At 68.3% G+C, this 21,400-nt stretch carries 24 protein-coding genes and 1 pseudogene; 18 read left to right on the plus strand and 7 right to left on the minus strand.

What is annotated here, in order from left to right; genetic code table 11:
- Nucleotides 1-183: 183 nt before the first annotated feature.
- Entirely contained in the window at nucleotides 184-390 is a 207-nt protein-coding gene (locus KBZ10_RS08645) for a hypothetical protein (RefSeq protein WP_210986930.1), read from the plus strand.
- Between the two features lie 656 nt (nucleotides 391-1,046).
- Here the strand turns inward: KBZ10_RS08645 and KBZ10_RS08650 are convergent.
- The 3 genes from KBZ10_RS08650 to KBZ10_RS08660 form a co-directional block, all read right to left on the minus strand.
- The gene (locus KBZ10_RS08650) at nucleotides 1,047-3,968 is read right to left on the minus strand and encodes a BTAD domain-containing putative transcriptional regulator (RefSeq protein WP_210987116.1); all 2,922 of its coding nucleotides are present in this window, start codon (nucleotides 3,966-3,968) and stop codon (nucleotides 1,047-1,049) included.
- Between the two features lie 1,127 nt (nucleotides 3,969-5,095).
- On the minus strand, nucleotides 5,096-5,917 hold the full coding sequence (locus KBZ10_RS08655; RefSeq protein ID WP_282107792.1) for a trypsin-like serine protease: 822 nt from the start codon (nucleotides 5,915-5,917) through the stop codon (nucleotides 5,096-5,098).
- Between the two features lie 5 nt (nucleotides 5,918-5,922).
- On the minus strand, nucleotides 5,923-6,234 hold the full coding sequence (locus KBZ10_RS08660) for a CU044_2847 family protein (protein WP_210986932.1): 312 nt from the start codon (nucleotides 6,232-6,234) through the stop codon (nucleotides 5,923-5,925).
- Nucleotides 6,235-7,317: 1,083 nt separating this feature from the next.
- Here KBZ10_RS08660 and KBZ10_RS08665 point away from each other — a divergent pair.
- From KBZ10_RS08665 to KBZ10_RS08695, 7 genes are all read left to right on the plus strand, one after another.
- Nucleotides 7,318-8,322 (plus strand): IS3 family transposase, encoded by a 1,005-nt coding sequence (locus KBZ10_RS08665; protein ID WP_210987117.1) that lies wholly within the window; start codon nucleotides 7,318-7,320, stop codon nucleotides 8,320-8,322.
- A 46-nt stretch (nucleotides 8,323-8,368) separates the two neighbouring features.
- Nucleotides 8,369-8,527 (plus strand): colicin D domain-containing protein, encoded by a 159-nt coding sequence (locus KBZ10_RS30495; protein WP_374223329.1) that lies wholly within the window; start codon nucleotides 8,369-8,371, stop codon nucleotides 8,525-8,527.
- On the plus strand, nucleotides 8,527-8,799 hold the full coding sequence (locus tag KBZ10_RS08675) for a colicin immunity domain-containing protein (RefSeq protein WP_210986934.1): 273 nt from the start codon (nucleotides 8,527-8,529) through the stop codon (nucleotides 8,797-8,799). The genes KBZ10_RS30495 and KBZ10_RS08675 overlap by 1 nt, the downstream gene beginning before the upstream one ends.
- Entirely contained in the window at nucleotides 8,796-9,158 is a 363-nt protein-coding gene (locus tag KBZ10_RS08680) for a hypothetical protein (protein WP_210986935.1), read from the plus strand. Before KBZ10_RS08675 ends, KBZ10_RS08680 begins: the two co-directional genes overlap by 4 nt.
- A gap of 121 nt (nucleotides 9,159-9,279) precedes the next feature.
- Nucleotides 9,280-9,498 (plus strand): hypothetical protein, encoded by a 219-nt coding sequence (locus KBZ10_RS08685; protein WP_210986936.1) that lies wholly within the window; start codon nucleotides 9,280-9,282, stop codon nucleotides 9,496-9,498.
- A gap of 573 nt (nucleotides 9,499-10,071) precedes the next feature.
- Complete coding sequence (locus KBZ10_RS08690) at nucleotides 10,072-10,530, plus strand: hypothetical protein (RefSeq protein ID WP_210986937.1); 459 nt, start codon at nucleotides 10,072-10,074, stop codon at nucleotides 10,528-10,530.
- A gap of 163 nt (nucleotides 10,531-10,693) precedes the next feature.
- Entirely contained in the window at nucleotides 10,694-11,821 is a 1,128-nt protein-coding gene (locus KBZ10_RS08695; RefSeq protein WP_210986938.1) for an IS256 family transposase, read from the plus strand.
- A 35-nt stretch (nucleotides 11,822-11,856) separates the two neighbouring features.
- Here KBZ10_RS08695 and KBZ10_RS08700 read toward each other — a convergent pair whose 3' ends face one another.
- Both KBZ10_RS08700 and KBZ10_RS08705 read right to left on the minus strand, forming a co-directional pair.
- Nucleotides 11,857-12,399 (minus strand): GNAT family N-acetyltransferase, encoded by a 543-nt coding sequence (locus tag KBZ10_RS08700; protein WP_307847314.1) that lies wholly within the window; start codon nucleotides 12,397-12,399, stop codon nucleotides 11,857-11,859.
- A 98-nt stretch (nucleotides 12,400-12,497) separates the two neighbouring features.
- Complete coding sequence (locus KBZ10_RS08705) at nucleotides 12,498-13,436, minus strand: MerR family transcriptional regulator (protein WP_210986940.1); 939 nt, start codon at nucleotides 13,434-13,436, stop codon at nucleotides 12,498-12,500.
- An 81-nt stretch (nucleotides 13,437-13,517) separates the two neighbouring features.
- On the opposite strand from KBZ10_RS08705, the gene KBZ10_RS08710 reads away from it, so the two are divergent.
- The 10 genes and pseudogenes from KBZ10_RS08710 to KBZ10_RS29240 all read left to right on the plus strand — a co-directional run bounded on the left by KBZ10_RS08710 (nucleotide 13,518) and on the right by KBZ10_RS29240 (nucleotide 19,621).
- Complete coding sequence (locus tag KBZ10_RS08710; RefSeq protein ID WP_210986941.1) at nucleotides 13,518-13,820, plus strand: integrase core domain-containing protein; 303 nt, start codon at nucleotides 13,518-13,520, stop codon at nucleotides 13,818-13,820.
- 89 nt (nucleotides 13,821-13,909) lie between these two features.
- Nucleotides 13,910-14,163 (plus strand): annotated as a pseudogene (locus KBZ10_RS08715) (RNA polymerase subunit sigma-24); the annotation flags it as partial.
- A gap of 113 nt (nucleotides 14,164-14,276) precedes the next feature.
- The gene (locus tag KBZ10_RS08720; RefSeq protein WP_210986942.1) at nucleotides 14,277-14,708 is read left to right on the plus strand and encodes a WXG100 family type VII secretion target; all 432 of its coding nucleotides are present in this window, start codon (nucleotides 14,277-14,279) and stop codon (nucleotides 14,706-14,708) included.
- Between the two features lie 58 nt (nucleotides 14,709-14,766).
- Nucleotides 14,767-15,081, plus strand: coding sequence for a WXG100 family type VII secretion target (locus KBZ10_RS08725; RefSeq protein ID WP_210986943.1), 315 nt, complete (start codon nucleotides 14,767-14,769; stop codon nucleotides 15,079-15,081).
- Entirely contained in the window at nucleotides 15,081-16,808 is a 1,728-nt protein-coding gene (locus tag KBZ10_RS29235) for an RNase A-like domain-containing protein (protein ID WP_247702054.1), read from the plus strand. Before KBZ10_RS08725 ends, KBZ10_RS29235 begins: the two co-directional genes overlap by 1 nt.
- Nucleotides 16,809-16,833: 25 nt before the next feature.
- Complete coding sequence (locus tag KBZ10_RS08735) at nucleotides 16,834-17,535, plus strand: hypothetical protein (RefSeq protein WP_307847291.1); 702 nt, start codon at nucleotides 16,834-16,836, stop codon at nucleotides 17,533-17,535.
- A 29-nt stretch (nucleotides 17,536-17,564) separates the two neighbouring features.
- Nucleotides 17,565-17,870, plus strand: a complete 306-nt coding sequence (locus KBZ10_RS08740) for an RNase A-like domain-containing protein (RefSeq protein WP_210987120.1) — start codon at nucleotides 17,565-17,567, stop codon at nucleotides 17,868-17,870.
- Between the two features lie 39 nt (nucleotides 17,871-17,909).
- Nucleotides 17,910-18,608, plus strand: a complete 699-nt coding sequence (locus KBZ10_RS08745) for a contact-dependent growth inhibition system immunity protein (protein ID WP_210986944.1) — start codon at nucleotides 17,910-17,912, stop codon at nucleotides 18,606-18,608.
- 366 nt (nucleotides 18,609-18,974) lie between these two features.
- Entirely contained in the window at nucleotides 18,975-19,262 is a 288-nt protein-coding gene (locus tag KBZ10_RS08750; protein ID WP_210986945.1) for a colicin immunity domain-containing protein, read from the plus strand.
- Complete coding sequence (locus tag KBZ10_RS29240; protein WP_247702055.1) at nucleotides 19,259-19,621, plus strand: hypothetical protein; 363 nt, start codon at nucleotides 19,259-19,261, stop codon at nucleotides 19,619-19,621. The genes KBZ10_RS08750 and KBZ10_RS29240 overlap by 4 nt, the downstream gene beginning before the upstream one ends.
- Nucleotides 19,622-19,690: 69 nt before the next feature.
- On the opposite strand, the gene KBZ10_RS08755 is transcribed toward KBZ10_RS29240, so the two are convergent.
- Nucleotides 19,691-20,209 (minus strand): cyclase family protein, encoded by a 519-nt coding sequence (locus KBZ10_RS08755; protein WP_247702056.1) that lies wholly within the window; start codon nucleotides 20,207-20,209, stop codon nucleotides 19,691-19,693.
- On the minus strand, nucleotides 20,206-21,264 hold the full coding sequence (locus KBZ10_RS08760) for a DMT family transporter (protein ID WP_307847293.1): 1,059 nt from the start codon (nucleotides 21,262-21,264) through the stop codon (nucleotides 20,206-20,208). The genes KBZ10_RS08755 and KBZ10_RS08760 overlap by 4 nt, the downstream gene beginning before the upstream one ends.
- Nucleotides 21,265-21,400: the final 136 nt, after the last annotated feature.

Here is a 21,400-nt window from a genome sequence, read left to right on the forward strand (position 1 = left end):
CGCATCGACGGCATCTGCCACCCCCAGGACATCTCGGCCAACAACGGACCCAGACTCCCGCAGCAACCGTTATCTCATGCCTGACCAGCAGAAACTGCACATGAGGTTCGGAAAGAGAACGGCCTCTCAGTCGCCCTATCATCCGATCCAAAGAGATGAGCACCGTTGAGGGGGCCGATAGAGATGACCGCAGCGCGCATGGCGGCAGCCGTGCTGGCCACATGGGCCACGCTGATCTTGCTCCTACTCGCGCCGTCGCCCCTGCCAGAGCAGTGGCGCTACCACATCTACTCTCCAGCGAGCGTGGGCCTGTGGCTGCTGGCCATGCTCGTCGCCCCTGTCGTGGTCTGCATCGTCAAATGGCCATGGATCAAGTCGGGCGGCAGGTGAACCCCGACTTGTATACGAGCCCGCGGACTACCCCTTAACGCCTGGTCATCAATTACGGGACGGCCCTTAGCCCGCGCTGCAACTATCCGGAAAGCGCTCGGGCGACGGGCGCTGCCCTGACTGCTATTGGCTCCAACCACAGCTGTCCGGGGGCCCACAGCGGGCCGTGTTGGCTCACGCCCCGCAGCCGGAGGGCCGACTCCCTGAGGGGCCGGCCCTTCGCGTTTCTCATCGTCTGAAGGCTTGGGCGACTGGAGGACTGCGAGCTCGGCAGCGGCGTAGCGGGGGCCAGCCCAAGCTCGCGCGCCCAGTGACTCGTCGACCGCCGCCACTGCACCGATGTGAGAGCACGCCCGGCGAAGGAGGATTGGGGTGACGCACGTGCCGCCTGGGTCCAGCCGTATCGCTTTGCACCGCTGGCCCGAGAAGGCCAGCCGCTGAGTTGGCCGACCAGTCACCGGGTCATCGGCAATGCCTTCTTCGTCTTCACGTAGTGCGTGGCCAATGCGGCGTTCCCTCGGGCCAGGCGCGGGTCAACCGCCCGCACCGCTGACTGCTCCGGAAGAGCCTGCTGCTTGCGCGGAGCGAGTAGAGGGCGGTAGGCGCACCCCGGTCCGCTGGCAGCACGGAGACGTCTGCACTACGGGCGCGACGAATCACGTCCCCGTGAGGCGACCTGTTTCCCTGCCCGCGGCCCGGCCGCCCAGCCGTGCGTTCAGACGGTCCCGCAGTTCGTACCCCTCCCTCCCAGGCACCTGCTCGTACACCGTGAGAGCCTCGGCCCAGCAGGTCCGGGCCCGCGCGGACTCCCCGCGCTCCTCCATGGCGTCACCCAGCACGACCAGGACATCGGCTCTGCGCCGAGCGCCCCCCACCCGTCCCAGCACCGCGAGCGCCAGTTCGGCTTCCGCTGCAGCCCGGCCGGGCTGACCCGCACCGAGGTGCATCTCGGCGCGCCGGTGGTGCACCATGCCTTCCCCCAGCGCGTGGGCGCACTCCTCATAGATCCCGAGCGCCTGGTCCAGTTGCTCCAGCGCTTCGGAGATGTGCCCCGCGGCGGACAGGGCGAGCCCCAGCGCATACCGCGACTCGGCGAGGGCGAGGGTGGCGGCTTCGGAGCCGAGCCGCTCGATGGCCTCCTCGGCGAGCGCGATCGCGCTGCGGACATTGCCCAGGCTCGCCTCGACATGGGAGAGCTGGCACAGGGCGCTGGCCACGCCGAACGGATTCTCGTCCTCGCGGAACCGTGACAGGGCCTCCCGCAAGCAGCGGTCCGCCTCCGTGTAGCGGCGCTCCTGGAGCGCAATGACGCCTCGGTCGTACGGCACCCAGGCGCTGGTCACCGGGTCGTCGATCGCCACGGCCAGCACCAGCGCACGCTGCGCCTCTGCATCGGCCTCCCGCAAGTTTCCTGCCGTCAGGTGAACCGCCGTGAGCGCGGCACAGGCACGCCCCTCCGCTTGGGCGTCGCGCGCCTCGCGTGCGGCACGCTGCGCTGCGGCCGCCGTGTCCTGGTACTGACGGAAGTTGCCGGATCCCACGATGTCTTTCACGCTCCACAGCAAGTCGATCGCCCTGCGCAGTTCGGAGCTGTGAACGAGCTGGCGGGCACAGGACAGGATGCACTGTGCCTCTGACGCCAGCCAGCGCCGCGCGTCGTCCAGGTACGAGAATTCGACGCCGGGATACCGGGCGGATTCCAGATGTTCCACGCTCCGGTCACCGGGATGCTCGACCGCGTACACCCCGGTTGCGGTGGCCAGATAGAAGTCGAGGAGGCGGGTCAGTGCCGCCCGCCGCTCACCCTGGGAGTGTTCGTCCCTCTCCGCACAAGCGCGGGCGTACAGCCTGGTGAGGTCGTGGTAACGATAGCGGCCCGGGGCCGCCGCCTCCAGGAAGCCGGTGTCGGCGAGTGCTTCGAAGATGTCCTCCGTGTCCTCGGGGGGTTGGTCGAGCATGGCAGCGGCCGCCGCTAGGGAGATGTCCGGTCCGTCGGCGAGGCCGACGAGACGGAAGGCGCGCGCCTGCGTCGGGTCCAGCTGCCCGTACCCCATCTCGAAGGTTGCCTTGACCGCGAGATCGCCGGCCTGCAGCTCGTCGAGGCGGCGGCGCTCATCGGAAAGCCTGGCGGCAAGTACGGACACGGTCCAGGTACGGCGGGCAGCGAGGCGCGAGGCCGCGATCCGGATCGCCAGCGGAAGGAACCCGCAGGCGGCGACCACGTCAAGGGCAGCGCTGCGCTCGTTTTCCACACGTTCGCCGCCCACAATCCTGGTGAACAGCTGCAGTGCCTCGTCCGGGCTCATCACATCGAGGTCCACAAGATGAGCCCCGGCCAGATCCACCATGCGGACGCGACTGGTGACAAGCGTGGCGCACCCCTCGGCGCTAGGGATGAGCGGGCGTACCTGGGCGGCATCCCGGGCGTTGTCAAGCAGGACCAGCACTCGGCGGCCGTTCAGCACCGAGCGGTACAACGCCGAGCGTTCCTCCAGCGAGTCGGGGATCGCCGAGTCCTCCATGCCCAGAGCACGCAGGAAGACCCCGAGGACTGTCTCGGGTTCCGCGGGCCGGACCCCGGTTCCTTGCAGGTCCACGTACAGTTGCCCGTCGGGAAAGCCCTGGCGCGCCTGGTGGGCGACGTGCACGGCGAGGGTGGTCTTGCCGACGCCTCCGATGCCCGCCAAGGCGGAGATGGCCAGAACGGCCCCAGGGGAGCTGGCGAGGAGGCCAACGAGTTCCCGTACGAGGGCGGCTCGGCCCGTGAAGTCGAAGACGGTCGCGGGCAATTGCGAGGGCAGCACGCTGCTCGATGTCGCTTCGCGGCGCGGTGAGGCCACGTACTCAAGGCTCTGGTCGGCAGCAAGGATCCGCTGGTGCAGCTCGCGCAGGCCGGTGCACGGGTCCAATCCGAGCTCCTCGGCGAGCAGGCGCCGGGTGTCCGCATACACGGCCAACGCCTCGGCTTGGCGCCCGCTTCGGTACAGAGCGAGCATGAGCAGTTCGCGCAGGCGCTCACGCAGGGGGTGGGCGGCGGTGAGTGCGGTGAGCTCCGAGACCGCCTCTGCGTGGCGGCCGAGTTCCAGATCCAAGCCCAACCGTGTCTCGCTGAGCTGAAGCCGCCACTCCTTCAGCCTTTCGCGCTGCGCTTCGGCATAAGGGCCGGGCACGCCTGCTAGAGGCTCTCCGTCCCACAGAGCGAGGGCCTTGTTGAACATGTCACGTGCCTGTGCTCGTTCCCCGGCCGATCGGAGCTTTTCCGCATCTGCTGCGAGACGTTGCGCATCCGCCAGGTCAACGGATCCGGCCCCGGTACGCAGCGCGTACCCGCCGGACCCGCTGACCAGCACTTCTGCGGTGAGCACCTTGCGGAGTCTGGCCGCGTACGTACGTAGGGCGGCGAGGGCCGCTGATGGTGGCTCCTCGCCCCACAGTGCGTCGATCAGCTCGGCAGCCGTGGCTGTGCGCCCCCCATGCAGCAACAGGGCTGCGAGCAGGGCTCGTTGTTGCGGAGAGCCGGTGGGCAGTTGCTCCGCGTTGCGCCACGCCCGAACTGGACCGAGCACGCTGAAACGCATCGCCTGTGTGCCCTCGTCGCCCCGGTCCGGTGTTGACCGGTCCGTGATGATGGGCCTGACGGTGGAATGCGGCGGCGTTGGTCGCCCGAGGTCGGTTTCCCAAGACGCTGTTGGCTCGGGTGCCGGTCGCCGGAGGTCGGTCTCGCGGCGCCCTGGGGGCTCGGGTGCTGGAATGGGTGCTCGGGGAGCATGGCCGGCGCCCCGTCGCATGACGCCCCAGCGCCGTGCGGCCTCCGTGAACAGGGCCCTGACATCGTCAATCCCGCGGTTGTCTCGCGTGTCTTGGGCCGTTTCGCCTTCCACCGCAGCGAGGCTGAGCAGTGCGGCGACCGACTGCGGATGGTTGGCCCCCATCGTCGCCGCGGCCTTCTGGGACGCCACGGCCAGGACGTGCGCGGCGCGTTGCATACGGTCACGGTCCCGGGCGGCTCGCGCAGACTCGAACTCGGCGGTGGCCAGCGCGACCAGCGCCGACAGGGACTGCGGGTGCTCGCCGCCCAGCAGGGCCACTAAGCGGCGGACGGCCCGCTCCAGGGCATCCAGCAAACGGTCCGCGTCTTCGTGGCGGCCCTGTCGCCGTGCCGTCTCCGTGAGAATGGACAGCACCAAGAGGCTTACTTCCGGCTCGTCCTCGGGGTGCTCCGCTGCAGCCAGCCGCTCCAGAGCCTGCTTGGCCGTCCGGTCGGCCCCTTCCCCGTCTCTCAGCCGCATCTTGAGCGCCGCGAGGTTGGCGAGCGTGCGCGCGGCCGTCGCGCCTCGGTCCGGGTCCGGGTGGTCCGGGTCGAACTGGAGGGCGGAGGACAGCACTGTCGCGGCGGCGGCCAGATACCCGCGGTCGGCCAGCGTCACGGCCAACTGGTTGCGCGAGGCGATGTCGAGGTTCAGCCCGTCGGCGTCCCACGTCAGTCGGGACACCACGTGCTGTAAGAGGGCCTGCGACGCCATGTGCCGGCCGAGGCTGTCGAGGAGTGCCGTCAGGAGGGCGAGATCGTGGCTGAGGGTCGGGTGGCGCAGCACGTGTTCGTCCGTACTCAGACGTTCCACGGCAAGCATGGTCTGCGCGGTCGCGGTGCTGTCGCCCCGCACCGCGAGCGTGGCGTAATAGAGGGCGTCCTGCCAGGCATCGTTCATGCGCCGCCCTCGTTCCTCTCGCCTTCGATGAGCGCCTTCACGGCCATGAACTTGAGTTCGGCGATCTGGGACGGATCGATGAGGCTGCGCTGCGCCCAGGCATCGAGCTGGAGCAACAGCGCCTCCGTGTCCACGAACCGCGCAGGCGTCGCACCGTCCCGAGCGGGCGGGTCACGGTCGGGGCCCGGGCGGTCGGGGGCCGGCGGCCTGAGCACGTCGATGAGGTGGACGACATCGAGGTGGTCGAAGCGGCGGATGGCTTCCCTGATGGTGGCGGCGAACAGCACGTTGGCGGCGCGCGCCTCGGCTGCCCGGTCCGGGGCCTGCTCGATGAGGATGCCGACGACCGCAGGCTGCCGGGTGCCGTCATCCCCCACACCTTCGATCGGCCCTCCCGAGTAGCCGGAGTAGTCGCCGAGATGCTGGTCCGCCGTGAGCTGCAGCGCTTCGATGGTCGCGCCCCCGACGCAAAGGTGCGGTGTGGCGCCTGCGTTGACCCGGCCGCTGAGATGTGCTTCGTGTGCGGCAGGACGGTAGGGGCCGCGCCAGCGGTCTCCGTCGCGGGCGACGTCGGCCGTGGGGATCGGCAGGGTGACCTGGTGCTCGGCGCCGATCTCGACGAGGGCCAGGTCGGCTTCTTTGTCCTGGCGGCAGATGCGTCCCTCGACCCGCTCTCCGCCCGCCAGTTCGATGTCGACGTCTTCGTTGAGGGCCAAGCCGCGCAGGCAGTGCAGTGCGGTGAGCACGAACCGGCGGGTGAGCAGGAAGCCACCGCCCAGCCGCTGCTGAGCCTGGTACAAGTCGACCCAGTAGCCCATGCCCGTCACGGGTTCCTCGGGGTGCGCTCCACGGTGAGGGTGACCTCGAACGAGGCCTCAGCCGACGCCTTGGACAGGATGACTCCGGCTTCGGCCGCGAGGGTCAGACCGAAGGTGACGTCCAGGCTGGTGATCCGCCAGCCATCGCGCTCGGGGACCTGCGCCAGGGACTGCTGGGCGAGGGAGGAGGCCTGGACGATCGCCTCCTCGATCTCGGCTGCGCGCTCACCGAGGGACGAGGTCGTCCGTGTTCGGCTGGAGATCTGCCTGTTCCCGGCTGTGTCGAGCGCGACCGTCTCGACCCTGACATCGGCCATGAACGTACTTCCCCCGTGTCCCGGCACCTTCGTCGGTGGTAGGTAATCCCGACGCGAGCCTAGCCGCGCGGCCCGGGCGGTGCGACCACTTCTCGGACGTACCGGGCCGGCAGGCCGAACTGCGTACCAGGCGGCCCGGTACAGACGGTCGCCGTGCTCAGGTTCGCAGACTGGACCATCGGCCCTCGCGGAGGCGCTCGCCCTGGCCCGCAACGGCGAACCTACTCTGGGGATGACGAGCGGGCCTCGGAGCCTTGATGCACAGTGTCGTGGGACAGGCAGGGTTCGGAAGGTCGCGGCTCTCCGGCGGGGGTGAGCGGAGGTCCGGGCGTTGTGCTCCTGATGGCGGGCGTCGGCCCGGTGAGGACGGTGCGGAGGGCTGCTGCGTCGGTGCGGACTGCCGCGCCCCGGCTGTGGCCGGGGACGACCCAGGTGGGTGGGCGTCGGTGGGGTCCGCAGTCGGTGGTGTTCTCCATGATGGCCGCGACTGCGGGCAGGTTGCGCAGGGCATCGGTGGCTGCGCTGGAGGTGAGGAGAATCTGTACGAGGTCGTGGTCATGGCAGATCAGCACTGGGCCGATGTGGTGGTTGCGGTCGCGCCCCTCCCTGACACTGTTGGGTGAGACACCCCGGCGTGATCAGTTAGCCTGGGTGGACGAACGAGCAGGAGAACCTCCCGCATGACCGGCACCAGCGGTTCCGGCCCCGATCCGGCGCCGATGCCGAAGCGCCGCACCTTCACTGCCGAGTACAAGCTGCGGATCGTCGCCGAGTACGACGCCGCCCCGGCCGGCGAGAAGGGCGCCATCCTGCGCCGCGAGCGCTTGTATTCCTCTCACGTGCTCGAGTGGCGCGCCGCCCGTGACGCCGGCGCGCTCGCGCAGCTGACCGACCACCGCACCAGCCCTGCCCGCCCCAGGAAGCACCCGGCCGAGGCCGAGAACGCCAGGCTGCGGCGGGAGAACGAGCGGCTGCGTGCGGAGGTGGACCAGAAGAAGGCGGCACTGGAGGTGCTGGGAAAACACACGCGCTCTTGCAGTCACTGTCCAAGAGCGCGGACTGAGCCAGGTCCTGGACGGCCACCTGCACGCAGCGGTCGAGGAGTTGAGGCCGCTGGTGGGCATCGTGGACGCCTGCCGGATCACCGGACGCTCCCGGGCGACCCACCACCGGCGGCTGCACCCCAAACCGCCGGCACCCAAGCGACCGCGTCCGGCCCCGGTCACCGCGCTGTCGGCCACCGAGCGAGCCGCAGTGCTGGCGCTGATGAACAGCGGCGAGTACGCCGAACTGCCGCCGGCCCAGATCTACGCCCGCGAACTGGACGAGGGCCGCTACCACTGCTCCGAGCGCACGATGTACCGGATCCTGAAGGAGGCCGGGCAGGACGGCGAGCGGCGCCGGATCGCCACCCACGGCGCCAAGACCGTGCCCGAACTGGTCGCTGACGCCCCTTCGCAGGTGTTCACCCGGGACATCACGAAGCTGGCCGGTCCGGACAAGGGCATCTGGTACCACGCCTACGTCATCATTGACATCTACAGCCGCTACATCGTCGGCTGGACGGTGGAATGTGCCGAATCGGCCGACCGCGCCGAGGAGTTGATTCGCGAGACCATCGAACGCAACGGCATCGTGCCCGAGACCGTGCACGCCGACCGGGGCACCTCCATGACCTCCAAGAAGGTCTCGCAACTGCTGATCGACCTCGGAGTCACCCGCAGCCACTCACGCGCCAAGGTGAGCAACGACAACCCCTACAGCGAAAGCCACTTCAAGACCACCAAGTACCAGCCCGACTTCCCGCAGAGGTTCGACTCACTGACACACGCCCGGGAGTGGATGGACGGCTTCATCAGCTACTACGACCACGTCCACCGGCACTCCGGGATCGGCTATCACACGCCGGCCAGCGTGCACTTCGGCACCGCGGAACTGGTACGCGAGCACCGAGCCGCCACCCTCGCAGCCGCCTACGAACGGCATCCGGAGCGGTTCAACCGCCGCCCCGTCCCGCCATCGATCCCCCGCCAGGCATGGATCAACGACCCCGCCAAGCGACGCCAAACCGAACAACAGAGTTCATAGCATCATATTCGTCTCATTTGACTTGACAGGCACCGCCACCGGAACAATGAAGATCAGAGGAACTTATCGGGGCGATGACGTCGTGCACTACTACGATCCGACCAAGAGGCTGAATGTGATGACCGACCGCAATGGGCAGTTCATCAGCGGGTGGAAGCTCAACAGGAAACAGGCGGAGAACGTTCTCGAACGAGGAAGTCTGTGATGCCGGGACCATTGGACCCCTTTGTGGTGATCGCCCGGCGAGCCGTCGCCGGGCAGCTCACACTCGAAGGGTTCGAGGCGGAGTTCTTGGCGCTCTTCAAAGAGGCCGATGGGCTCTCGGATGTCGAGTTCGGCATCCTGAACCAACTCTTCCACGTGGTCGAGGACTACGTCCCGGATGCGGCCGACCGGGATCCGGGCGACGCGGCAGCTGAGCAACTACTGGACGCGGTCCGGGAGTTTCTGCGTCACGTCGAGGGCAGCCGGCCGTGAAGGCGTGGGCAGACCACGAGTACTGCCTCTACGTCAATGGCGGCGAGGGCTCCGATCTCTGGAGTCTGCTCGCGGACTGGTCCGACAGTGAGGACGAGCGGGAGTGGGTGAAGCACGTCCCGCGCTTCACCCGTCTCATCGCCTGCTGGAGCCGGCTCGGGTTCATCAAGGTGTTCCGGTCCGACGAGTGGCCGGCGCACCACACCGGCGAGGAGGTCACCGGGCAGGATCTGGAGGATCTGCTCGCCGATCCCCGGAGCTGGGCATACGCCGAGGAGCCGACCCGCTGGATCTGCGTGGCCTCCGGCGACCGGGGCATTCAGGAGCTGGAGGAAGGGATGTGCGAGCAGGAGCGGTGAGCGTCGCATCCTGACACCGTGGGCGCCGGCCGGCGTCTGTCGGCCGGGGCCCGCGTAGGCCCGGCAACCTCAGCCGCCAGCCACCCGGACCGGCGGCCCCCGCAGCTCGGGAGCATGAAGAATGATCAAGGTGGAAACACTGGGGCGGATCGCCTCGGGGGACGAACAGGGACGCTTTGTTTTCATCCAGGAGCTCCCGGACGACCCTCCGAGCTATCTCGTCCTGACTGCTGAGGACGCGGATCTGAAAGTCGCCGGTGGTGACGAGTGGGTGGAGGATTTTGCCTCTTTGGAGGCCTTCTTCGAGGAAGGTCGTTGGGTGGTCGAGTGGCTGAGTTGAGTGGGGATCACCGCTGGCCAGGCGTGCGGCCCGGCCGCTGCCCTCGATGGTGTAGACGTGCTCTTGTCCAAGGTCTGCCAGTCGTTGGCCGAGTGGCTGTCGCGCCAAGTGGCAGCCGCCGTGGTCCGTCGGTGGCTGCACCCGGGGTGTTGTCCAGGGGGCGAAGGTGGTCGGCCCTACCAGGCTGCTGATAGTGCCGGGCACACTGCGCGTGCTCAGTTCGTTCGTGACGCGCCTTCCTTTTGGCACGGTGGTGGGTGACGATCAGGGGGCACGGTGTAGGCCAGGCAGAGGAGCGCCAAGACGGGGAGCGTGACCAGGGCCGGTTTTGCCCAGGCGGGACCAGGTCGTAGCCCCGCATGACACTTGTCGTGCAGCAGACCCGATGTTCCGGCACAGCGGCGTGGGGCACCACCGCGAAGGCTGGGGGGCCTGTAGCTGGCGTCGCGCGCCCGCCAGGAATTACGGACAGCCGCTTACGGGCTTGGCGGGCATCGTCGTTGAGGTCGGCGGAGCCCGCCGCCTATGGGCGTGTAAATTTTCGAATTCTGGCCATACGGAGGTGCCGCAGTCGTGATTGAAGCGAAGAGCTATCTCATGGGTGAAGACGGAAAATTTCACCCGGTCGACCAGGTTTCCACATACGACGGAGATCGCGATTATGTGGAAGGTGCCATAGAGCTGACGATCAACCATGTCCCCATTATCGACTGCGACATGTACGACTATGTCGATCAGTTGTGGGCCTATCTTGTCCGCTTGGTCGGCGAGGCGTCTACTTCCGGCCAAAGCGAGACCCTGTTCCCTGACCAGCCCATTCGGCTGACCCTGGAAAACGGGCGCAATGGGCGCATGTTGGTTACCTGCGACGCTGGAGACGGTCGACGCGTAGCATCCTGTTCCAGGAAGGAACTGAGTGCGGCCATCAAAGAAGAAGCCACCAGTTTCTTCCAGTGGATGTCCCAACTGATTCCGGAGAACTCCAGAGGCTACGCATACGCACTCCGGGATGCCGCTGCCATCCAGGCTTGACTGAACCGATCCGGGTTTGTTGGAGACTCCGGACTGTCCCCGGAGTGGGAGCAATGCTCAGATCCTGTGGATCGGGCCCGGGAGGACGTACCTTCCCGGGTGATTGATCGATAGGTCACCGAGCAAGACTGACGTTCGCGGCGTCGGTCGGGAAGGCACGTTCGTGCTCACCGTAGTCAACGAAGACGGCGCCACGCGAGACGGGTCGTCGCTGCTGGACGACATCGTCCGGGAGGGCGCCCGCAGGATGCTGGCCGCCGCACTGGAAGCCGAGGTCAACGCATACATCGCCGAGTTGGCCGACCAGCGGGAACGCAGGCGGTTCTCCTCGGCGATCCTGCCGCCTTGGACCCGGAAGTCCCCGAAGATCAGCGAGGTACTGCCACTGCTCTACCTGCACGGATTGTCGTCTGGGGACTTCGTGCCTGCGCTGGAGCAGTTCCTCGGTAGTTCGGCCGGGCTTTCGCCGGCCACGGTCACGCGGCTGACGGCCCAGTGGCAGGCCGACCACGCAGCCTTCACGGACCGCGATCTGTCGGCCATGGACTACGTGTACGTGGGGGCCGACGGCATTCACCTGCGCATACGCCTGGAGGAGGCCAAGGCCGCCGTGCTGGTGGTGATGGGCGTGCGGGCGGATGGCACCAAGGAGCTGATCGCGCTGGCCGACGGATATCGCGAGTCGACGGAGGCGTGGGCGGGCCTGCTACGCGACTGTGCCCGCCGGGGCATGCGCGCCCCGGTGCTGGCCGTCGGGGACGGCGCGCTCGGCTTCTGGAAGGCCCTGGCCGAGGTGTTCCCCGACACCCGCGAACAAAGATGCTGGGTTCACAAAACCGCAAATGTTCTCGATTCCCTGCCGAAGTCGGCCCAGCCCGCGGCCAAGCGCGCGATCCAGGACATCTACAACGCCGAGGCCAAGGACCGGGCCCGCAAAGCCGTCGCCGCGTTCACCCGGCAGTACAACGCGAAATACCCCAAGGCGGTCAAGAAGATCACGGACGACGAGGACGAGCTGCTGGCGTTCTTCGACTTCCCCGCCGAGCACTGGGTCCATCTGCGGACCACGAATCCCATCGAGTCGACCTTCGCGACCGTGCGGCTGCGGACCAAGGTGACCAAGGGCGCCGGCAGCCGGGCCGCCGGGCTGGCCATGGTCTTCAAGCTGGTCGAGTCCGCCCAGGCCCGTTGGCGGGCCGTGAACGCACCCCACCTCGTCGCTCCGGTCCGTGCCGGGGCCCGCTTCGAACGCGGCCAACTCGTCGAACGCCCCGAGACCCTCGCGGCGTGAGCAGCCTCAGCCGATCCGCAGAAGCCGGGAGGATCTCAGGCACTCGTGCGCCGTACGTGCAGGTGGCCATCGCGAGGGAAGGAGGGCGGCGCCGCGGGCAGGACGCTGTCAAAGTCGTACCGGCTCTTCTGCGCAACCCGGCACGATGCCAGGTTGTCCACCTGGTGCAGGAGTTCGAGACGCTCCAGCCCGTCGCCCTCGAAGGTGTCGAAGGCCCAGCTGGTGAGTGCTTCCAGAGCGCGGGGGGCCACTCCCCGCCCGCGAGCGTGCGCCGCGGTCCAGTAGCCCACCTCGGCCGCCGGTTTGCCGGAGATGACTTCCTTGAGGACCACGTTGCCCACCAACTGTTCGCGAACTGAACCGGGTTGTGCCTCAAGGACGGCGAAGCCGAACCGACCCCCCGCTGCCCAGCCCCGCTGCTGGGCCTGCACCCACCGTGCCCCGTCAGCATCGTTGTCCACGACAGAGCTCGCCCACTGGCGCAATGCGGGATCCCGGCTCACCTCGACCAATGCGGGAACGTCCTCCATGCGCCAGGGGCGAAGAACGAGAGTGGGAGAGGCCGGCGTCGCGGCCACCTGAAGTACGACGGGGGCATTCACCAACCGATCATATGCGGCGGCCTTTTCACCCGACGCCAGCCGCGTCCGGCCTATGCCGCCTTGCGACCACCCCGTCATTGCTGTGTCCGGACGTGCAGAGCCTGGACGGACCAGTCGAACACCGGCGCCAGACTCTCCGGGGCCGGCCAGCCGTTGACCACTGCGAGCAGCTGGAGGTATCGCTCCCTGCGGGGGTCGTTCACGCTCTCCAGCCGAGTCGCCAGCCGGCGGCGAAGCTCGACGTCGTCGGGGCGGCCGAGGAGGTGCGCGTAGTGCGCCGTGAACGCCGCGACGATCGGATCGGCCTGGGGCGAGGCCGGGTCGATGCCGGCGGTCAGGGCCGGGCCGGCCTGGTCACGGACGACTGCGGCGATGTCGCGGCGCGGGCCCATCGTGTCGCTTCGGGCTTGCTCGGCTGCCTGGTCCTCGGCCATCCGCCGCACGGCGGCGCGGAAATCCGGGTCCAGGGACATTTCGGCCAACTCTACCCATGCCTGGACCTGCTCCGCTTCCGGGTTGTCGGGCAACTCGGGGGTCATCGAGCGCATGACCCCCGCGAATGCGGGGGCGGCGTCAAGACCACCGAAAACGATGTCGAGGAAATCACCGATCAGACGTCGGCGTTCGTCCTCGGAGAGCTGGGCCAACCGGTGCATGAGTTCCGTCTCCTCAGGTGTGGACCCGCGCTCGGCCACCGCCGTCAGCACCGCGCGCCGCAAACGCAGGACGCGGATCTGCACTGCCAGTGCTTCGGCGTGCGCCGCGGCGACCTCGGGAAGCGAGAGCTCGCGGTCCACGACCTTGCGGATCGTGGGAAGGTCCAGTCCCAGCTCGCGCAGGGTCCGCACGAGGTCGAGGCGTGCGACGGCGTCGATGTTGTAGAGGCGGTAGCCGGCCGGGCTGCGGTCCGTCGGCGCCACGATTCCGCGATCGGAGTAGAACCGAATGGTCTTGACCGTGAGACCGGTCCGCCGAGCGAGCTCGCCGATCGAGTAGAGCGTGTCGCCGTCCATGCCCCCACCTTTGCGTCTCCCCCTACTGGAGACTCAAGCCCCTATGCCTGCCAGCAGCCAACCACTCCTCATCCACAAGTCTTGACAATTCCTCAGCTTGCCGAGCACTTGGACGCCGCCGGCATCGCGGCGAGCATCGGATCCGTCGGTGACGCGTACGACAACGCCCTCATGGAGTCCACGATCGGCCTGTTCAAAACCGAGTTGATCAAGCCCCAGCGTCCCTGGAAGACGCTCTCCCAGGTCGAGCTGGCCACCGCTGAGTGGGTCGACTGGTACAACCACCGAAGACTCCACGGTGAAACAGGCCACATCCCGCCCGTCGAATACGAAGCCAACCACTACACCGAACTCACGAAACCCCAGGTCATCACCACAATCTGAGACCTCTACCGAACCCGGAGCGGTTCAGGGGGCGCGGGCCAGGGAAGCCGGGCGCCGGCTGGTCAGGCATGGAACCGACACGGCGCAGCGCTGACCGCGCGGCGATTGAGTACCCGGGGGCCTGGCTCGCCGGGGTCGTCACCAACCTCTGCCTCAACCGGCTCACCTCGGCCCGTGCGCAGCGCGAGGAGTACGTGGGGCCGTGGCTGCCGGAACCGGTGTTCACGCAGGATGGATCGCTCGGTCCCATGGGTCCGCCGAGCAGCGCGACGTCGTGTCGTCGGCGCTGTTGGTGCTGCTGGTGCGGCTCACACCGACGGAACGTGCGGTCTGCGTTCTGCGCGCCTTGGGCGAGGTGTTGGAGTTCGTCTCCGTCGAGGCGCGAAGACATGACGCGTATGATCGTCTGTCATGTGACGTGAGCTGTTGAAACCACGGGGCGGGGGAGCTGGTGGCATGGGCATACGCGACACAGGGGCGGGGCCGGTTGGCGGTGCCGACCTGCGGGCGTCAAGCGAGGACCTCACCAAACTCGCTGACGACCTCGACGATATGCAGGACCACCTGGACAGACAGGTCCGGCGTATGGACTCGATCGTCGACCGCATCGAGAAGGGCTGGCGCGGGCCGGCCGGGACCGCGTACCGCGGCTTTCACCGGGCGGCCGCCGAGGACGCCGTACGCATCAGGGATGTCCTGCGCCACCTGGAGCGGGCCGTGCGCCTGAGCCGTGACGGTTTCACGCAGGATGAGCTGGACGTGCTCCAGCAGATGCGCAGCGTGCGGGTGGACATCGACAGCGAGGTCGACAGGCTGTCCACCGCGCACCCGGACGCGCGGGGCGGCGAGGCTACCGGGCGTCAGCGCAGCAGTCTCGACTCGTTCTGACGCCCGCCGCCGGAGCCACCCTCCACGAGCACAGTTCCGATCATGAAACGGGGGAATCATGACGACCGGGCCGTCCGGTGACGACCACATAACCGTGTACGTTGCCAGTCTCCGCGAACTCGCCGGCGAACTGGAGGACATCCTCGAGAAGCTCAACAACAAGCTTGACGACATCTACGACCGTGTCATCCCGGTCGTGCTGTCGTGGGAGGGGGAGGCCCGCGAAGTCTTCGTCGACAAACTCGACGAGTGGGACCGCTCGGCGCAGGACCTACAGGCGGCGCAGAAGTGGTTACACGCCTGCGCGACCACCAGCCACGTCAATTACACGGCCGCGCACCAGGCGGTGCTGCGGGGCTGGGGCGCGCGCTGATGGCCGGTCCGCAGCCGGGCACACCGGGGCCCGGAGGGCAGGCCGGCACCATCGACGTCAAGCCGTCCGACCTCTACCGGGTGTCGGGGGGTGTCGCCGCCCAGCAGACGCCGATGGACAAGGGCGCCAAGACCCTTCTGGGCGAGCTGAACAAGTACCCGGACGCCGGCGGTTACGGAACCGCTCCGCAGGCGTTCGCCACCTCGTATGTCAAAGTGGGCAACCGCTTCCTCGAGGTGTGGGCCAAGAGTGTCGTGAGCATCGGCGGCGCGGCGGTCGGGTTCACCACGACGGCCAACAACTATGCGAAGGCGGAGGCGGCCAATGACCCCTCGGGGCGGACGAGGGCGGTCACCCAGCCAGTGCCGCGGGTCATCGACAGGGCTCCGTCCTATGGTTCCGTACCCAACCTCAAGTGGGGTGATGACGACGGCGGTGACGACTTCATCCGCAGCCTGCTGGAGTGGGTGCCGGAGCCGGTCCGCGAGGTTCTGCGCCCCGTCGTGAAACACGCCTTCCGCATGGGGAAGGTGGCGGAGGTCTACCCCTATCCGCAGCAGCACTACCTCAACTCGCTGTCCAAGGCGTGGATGGCGATGACCTCGACGCTCTCGATGGCCGAGAGCGCGCTGACCGGAAACCTCAGCAGCATCACGCAGCAGAGCAACAGCGAATGGCACGACGCCATGCGGCAGTTCTGCAGCGCGCTCTGGGGGACGACCGCGTGGGGCACGAGCCGGGAAGGTTATGAGTGGAGGCACGACTCGGCCTCGTCGCAGACCGCCTCGCACCCCGTGATGACGGTGCTGTTCGACACCGCCCAGAAGGTCGGTGACCTGCTGTATGACTTCGCCGAAGCCGCCGTCTACCTCAATCGGGAGGTGTGGGACGTCTACGTCGACGCGATCCGGGAGGCGATCCCCAAGGTGGAGGTGAATCTGAAGGACGGCGTCGGGATGGACGATGTCAGGGGCCTCATCAAGGGCGTGGTGAAGGGGGTCGCCAAGGGGGCGGGCCAGCTCGGCGCGGGCATCGTCCTCAACATCGACACCGGCCGGCTGAACGCGATCGTCACGGAGTACAACCGGCGGGTCAATGCGCTGGTGCCTCGGCTCGACGCGTTGACGGGACCGTTGGACGAGGCCTACCGCAGCGCGCCCACCTTCCACGCGGAGGAGGCGCGTGCGCAGGCGTTCGGCGCCCGGGCACTGAACGAGTTCAAGCCCGAGCACATGTACACGGTCCCGGGGGAGGATCCCAGGAACCACTTCTACCCACTGGACCTGGCAGGTCAGGAGGGCATCCACGGAAGCCACGGCGTCGACAAGCACATCGGGCTCACCGATGACCAGCTGACGCAGCGCCTCCGGGACCAGGGGAACGCCCCGTCCGCTTCCACGTACAAGGATCTGTCGTCCGCGCAGCGTCTGACGCAGGCGGCACTCGACGACATCGACAACGCCCAGCGCGTCGAGGACTGGATCAAGAGGGTGGAGAGACGGATGGCCAACAACCCGAACTGGAACCCGGACAACTCGAAGATCGACCCGGCTCTCAAGCTCACCGTGAACGAGGTGACGGGACGCACCGTGGAACGCGGTGACTACACGTCGCACGGTATGAACGCCCCGGCGAGCGAGGTGCATTCCATGCAGGTCGCGCTGAGGTACAAGAAGGGCCTCGACCCGCCTTTCGTCGTCATCACGTCGTACCCTGTCAGTCCTTAGCAGTCCGTAGTTTTGTTCGCGTTTCGTGTCTGTTGGCAACAAGGACGGTGACCACGTGGTCTCGCACACCACACGCCTCTTCATCGACGGTCCGGTGAGGAGGGTCCTGGATATCGCCGCCGCGGTGCGGGACTCCGGGGAGACGCTGTCCCTCGACGAGGAGCTGCGGCGTTTCATCCGGACCACGCGGGTGACGGGCGTGACGGACTGGGTGTGTCCGATCGCCACGGTGGCCGCGCTGCTCGACCACGTCGCCGGTCTCTGCGCCGACGGTATGGAAGCGCTGCCGCAGGAGTTCTGCCGGCAGCTGGAACGAGCCGGCGGGGGAACGGAGGCCTCCGCATACCTGCACTCCCTGGCGGGGAAGCTTCGGACCCTGGAACAGGACCCGCAGGACGACTACGACGAGCTTCCCCTGGCCCGCTGGGAAATCGAAGTCGGATTCCCCCGGCTTTCCGGCTTCGGAGCCAACTGGGTGTACGACGGGGAATACGCGACTCTCCATGACTCCATTCAAGCCGCGATCGATTCCGAGCACCCCTACTGCGGCGAGTTCCTGGCCCCTCTCGCGGCCGAGGCCCAGTCCGCTCTCGTGCTCTTCCCGGGAAAGCGAGCGATGGAGCACAGCCTGTCCGCCGTCATCGGCTGGGTGTCCCCGGAGGCACTGCGCCAACTGCTCCAGGCTGTCGACGACCACATGCGGCGAGAGCACACCGTCCTGTCATGACACCACACCCTTCAGAGGTCTCTCCCGCCATGCCGTCCCGGAACCGGTCCGCCACCTACCCGGACCGTGAAACCGCCCGATGGGCCACGCAGCAGGTCGTCACCGTCAACGAGCAGCTCATCCACCGCTGGCTCGCCCAGGGCACGCGCCCGCGGCTGACCATCGAGGCGTCCTGGCCCGCGCGGCCCGAGCCGGTCGGCCGGGTGCTGTTGCAGGCGATGATGCTGGCCGGGCGGGAGCCCATCGACGTACGCGCCGCGCGTGTCGTGCTCAAGCGGGACACCGCGGCCCCGCACGGTTTCGTCGTCCACGCCACGTTTCCCGTCCACCTCTAGCCACAACCCTCCGCCCATCATTCGCAAAGGCCCCACCCCGTGCCCCTGAGCCCTCTCGAACACGACCGCCGCTACGGCGAGCTGGACGAGCTGATCCGTGCCTACGTCGGGCAGCCGGCGGACGACACCCCGGACACACCCGGCCAAGCCCTGACGGCATACCTCCGGCACACCTGGCACACCCGTCCCCGGGCGCTGGCGGTCGCCGAGCGCCAGGCGCGCGAGTACGCCGAGAACCCGCCCGGACGGCTCCGGCTGCGCCTGGGCGAGTTCTACGCCATCCCCGACGTGGGCCTGCCGGAGGGAGAAGTCCAGGAGTGGCTGCACACGCTCGCCGACCACATCAGGCACAGCATCGAGGAGGGCGAGGTGCCGCCGCCCGCCGTGCCCGCCACCCACTGGGAGTGGCACGCCCGGTTCCCGGAGCTCGGCCAGTTCCTCGGCGGGTGGTTCTCGCAGGACATGCCGGACGAGTTCGAGGACCACGAGGCGGCCATCGCGGACTACCGGGCCTCCACCGATCCGCAGCTCGTCACCCGCCTCGTCGGTGAGCTGCACGAGCTGCTCGCCCTGGACCTCGACGAGTCGGACCATGCCCTGGCCGTGGCGGAGCTGGGCATGGAGGTCGATCCCCCGGCGCCGTACTCACCGAGTGGCTGGCTCGCCCATCTCGCTCACCGGCTCGCCCAGCCGGGCGCGGAGTACGGACCGCCGCCGCGGGCGGGGCGGCAGGAGTAGCGTCTTTCGCCGGCGTCCGGCGGTCGGAAGGACGACGTCCTCTCCCTGGCCGATCCCGACAACGCCGTTCTCTCGCACGCCGACCGCAGCCGTATCTCCCCGACGAGTACCGGTGCCACCTGTTCCGGGTTCCGGCGCATGGGATCGTACCGGGATCGATCCTGGTCAACGGCATGGTGGCCGGGAGCCCTGGTGCCGGACGGCGGCTCCTGGCCGGCCGTCGCGTTCGGCGTAGCTCCGGGGGTGGGACCGCGTCCGGTCCGCGACGGAATCGGTTCCGGACGGCTCGGCGTCGCGGGTCAGTTCACCGAAACTCGTGCCACACGCCTCTCCCGGGCGCAACGATCGGGCGGAGAACGTTCTCGAATGAGGAAGTCTGTGATGCCGGGACCATTGGACCCCTTTGTAGAAATCGCCCGGCGAGCCGTCGCCGGGCAGCTCACACTCGAAGGGTTCGAGGCGGAGTTCTTGGCGCTCTTCAAAGAGGCCGATGGGCTCTCGGATGACGAGTTCGGCATCCTGAACCAACTCTTCCACGTGGTCGAGGACTACGTCCCGGATGCGGCCGACCGGGATCCAGGCGACGCGACAGCTGAGCAACTACTGGACGCGGTGCGGGAGTTTCTGCACCGCATCGAGGGCGGTCGGCCGTGAAGGAGTGGGCGGACGACGAGTACTGCCTCTACGTCAACGGCGGTGAGTGCTCGGACCTCTGGAGTTTGCTCGCGGACTGGTCCGACAGTGAGGACGAGCGTGCGTGGGCGAAGCACATTCCGCGCTTCGTCCGTCTCATCGCCTGCTGGAGCCGGCTCGGGTTCATCAAGGTGTTCCGGTCGGACGAGTGGCCCGCGGACCACACCGGCGAGGAGGTCACCGGGCAGGAGCTGGACGAGCTACTCGCCGATCCCCGGAGCTGGGAGTACACCGAGGAGCCGACCCGCTGGATCTGCGTGGCCTCCGGCGACCGCGACATCCAGGAGCTGGAGGAAGGGATGTGCGAGCAGGAGCGGTGAGCGTCGCATCCTGACACCGTGCGCCTCGGCCGGCCTCTGTCGGCCGGGGCCTACGTACGTCCGGGAGCCTCAGCTGCCGGCCACCCGGACCCGCAGCCCCGCACTTCGGGAGCATGGAGAATGGTCCAAGTGGAAACGTTGGGGCGGATCGCCTCGGGCGACGAACAGGGACGCTACGTTTTCGTCCAGGAGCTCCCGGACGACCCTCCGAGCTATCTGGTCCTGACGGCTGCGGGTCGTCGAGGGTGGGCGTGGTGTCGGGGTCGGTGCCGACGCGATCCGCCACGTGGAGCACACCAGGGGCAGGATCATCTCCTCGACCGGGATCTGGTCCAGCGTGCGGGCCCCGGCCAGGAAGTGCGACGGCGGGTCGACATGAGTGCCCCACTGGCCGACCAGTGTGTAGCGGTGCACGGTGAAGCCGTCGCCTCCATCCAGGCTGAACACCGTCTCGCGCCGCTCGTCCCCGAACCCGGGGAAGTGCGGCTGCCCCGGCCGGAAGGGGTGAGTGAGGTCGGTGCGGACCGCCGTTTCGATCAGCTCGCGGTGTGCCGACCACAGCCGGTGCTCCGGCATTCGGGCGCTCATCGGGCTTCCTCCGGCGGGGTGGTGGCCGCCGCGACAGGGGCCGCCGGGGTGGGGGCGGCACCCGCCGGAACCCCGGAGTTTGCTGCGCCGCCCGCGAGGGCCGCGGGACCGGGTCCACCGGCGGCGGGTTCCCCGGAGTCCGCTTCCCCGCGTGCCGGCTTCCCGGCGTTCGTCGCGGCCGGCCGCCGTGTCATCCCCACCCCCAGCAGGACGACGGCCATACCCAGCACCACCCGCATACCGAGGTCCTCGCCGAGGACGACGGCGCCGAGCAGCACGGAGACGACGGGCAGCAGATAGCCGACCACGGCGGCGTTGGTGGCCCCCTCGTCGTTGATGATCCGGTAGGTGAGATGGAAGGTGATCGCGGTGCAGAGGACGCTGAGGGCGACGGCGGCCGTCACCACCGTGAGGCTCGGGTCGATCCGCTCCAGCCCGCCGACGGGCATCGCGACGGCCGTCAGCCCGGTCGCGGCGAGGAGCTGGGCCGCGGAAAGCGAGATGGTCGGGGTTCCCTTGCGGACCAGCGTGCGGCCCATATAGGTGAACGCGACGGCGTAACTGGCGGCCGCGCCGAGGATGGCGAGGGCGCCCCAGTCGGCGCCGCCGGTGGTCTGCCAGGGGGCGAAGATGACGATCGTGCCCGCGAAGCCGAGTAGGAGACCGGTCAGCCGCACCCGGTGGATTCCCCGCTCCGAGCCGAGGGCCAGACCGAGGGCGATCGACCAGAGTGGTGTCGTCGCGTTGAGGACGCCCGCGAGACCGGAGTCAACGGTCTGCTGACCGAGGCTGAACAGCGCGAAGGGGAGGGCGTTGCAGAAGAACGCCGCGACCGCTATGTGCCGCCACACGGCAACGCCCCGGGGCAACCGGTGCCCCGTCGCGTAGCAGGCGACCACGAGGACGAGGGCTCCCAGCGCGCACCGGACGGACGTGACCTGGAGCGGTGAGAGCCCCCTCAGTGCCAGTTCGATCCAGAGGAACGTGGAACCCCAGAGCAGGGCGAGCACGGCCACCCGCAAGCCGCCCCACAGACTCTGTGCGCTGCTGTTCACGAATGCTTCCTCCACGGGTTCGTCCGTCGTTGCGGGACGGGGTCGGCTGTCACGGGGTGGTGCGGGGCGGTGCCCGTTCTTCGAAGGTGCCTCAGCCGAGCCTTACGGACAAGCGAATGGTTCTAATCATTCTGTT

The organism is Streptomyces sp. F63, assembly GCF_018070345.1.
Taxonomy (GTDB): Bacteria; Actinomycetota; Actinomycetes; order Streptomycetales; family Streptomycetaceae; genus Streptomyces.

What these genes read in the sequence shown, in the direction of transcription:
- KBZ10_RS30495 (WP_374223329.1), top strand. Translation starts at nt 8,369, where the DNA reads ATGAAGATCAGAGGAACTTATCGGGGCGATGACGTCGTGCACTACTAC.
- KBZ10_RS08755 (WP_247702056.1), bottom strand. Translation starts at nt 20,209, where the DNA reads ATGAGCGCCCGAATGCCGGAGCACCGGCTGTGGTCGGCACACCGCGAG.
- KBZ10_RS08675 (WP_210986934.1), top strand. Translation starts at nt 8,527, where the DNA reads ATGCCGGGACCATTGGACCCCTTTGTGGTGATCGCCCGGCGAGCCGTC.
- KBZ10_RS08750 (WP_210986945.1), top strand. Translation starts at nt 18,975, where the DNA reads ATGAGGAAGTCTGTGATGCCGGGACCATTGGACCCCTTTGTAGAAATC.
- KBZ10_RS08685 (WP_210986936.1), top strand. Translation starts at nt 9,280, where the DNA reads ATGATCAAGGTGGAAACACTGGGGCGGATCGCCTCGGGGGACGAACAG.
- KBZ10_RS08720 (WP_210986942.1), top strand. Translation starts at nt 14,277, where the DNA reads ATGGGCATACGCGACACAGGGGCGGGGCCGGTTGGCGGTGCCGACCTG.
- KBZ10_RS08655 (WP_282107792.1), bottom strand. Translation starts at nt 5,917, where the DNA reads ATGGGCTACTGGGTCGACTTGTACCAGGCTCAGCAGCGGCTGGGCGGT.
- KBZ10_RS08650 (WP_210987116.1), bottom strand. Translation starts at nt 3,968, where the DNA reads ATGCGTTTCAGCGTGCTCGGTCCAGTTCGGGCGTGGCGCAACGCGGAG.
- KBZ10_RS29235 (WP_247702054.1), top strand. Translation starts at nt 15,081, where the DNA reads ATGGCCGGTCCGCAGCCGGGCACACCGGGGCCCGGAGGGCAGGCCGGC.
- KBZ10_RS08660 (WP_210986932.1), bottom strand. Translation starts at nt 6,234, where the DNA reads ATGGCCGATGTCAGGGTCGAGACGGTCGCGCTCGACACAGCCGGGAAC.
- KBZ10_RS08740 (WP_210987120.1), top strand. Translation starts at nt 17,565, where the DNA reads ATGCCGTCCCGGAACCGGTCCGCCACCTACCCGGACCGTGAAACCGCC.
- KBZ10_RS08705 (WP_210986940.1), bottom strand. Translation starts at nt 13,436, where the DNA reads ATGGACGGCGACACGCTCTACTCGATCGGCGAGCTCGCTCGGCGGACC.
- KBZ10_RS08725 (WP_210986943.1), top strand. Translation starts at nt 14,767, where the DNA reads ATGACGACCGGGCCGTCCGGTGACGACCACATAACCGTGTACGTTGCC.
- KBZ10_RS08645 (WP_210986930.1), top strand. Translation starts at nt 184, where the DNA reads ATGACCGCAGCGCGCATGGCGGCAGCCGTGCTGGCCACATGGGCCACG.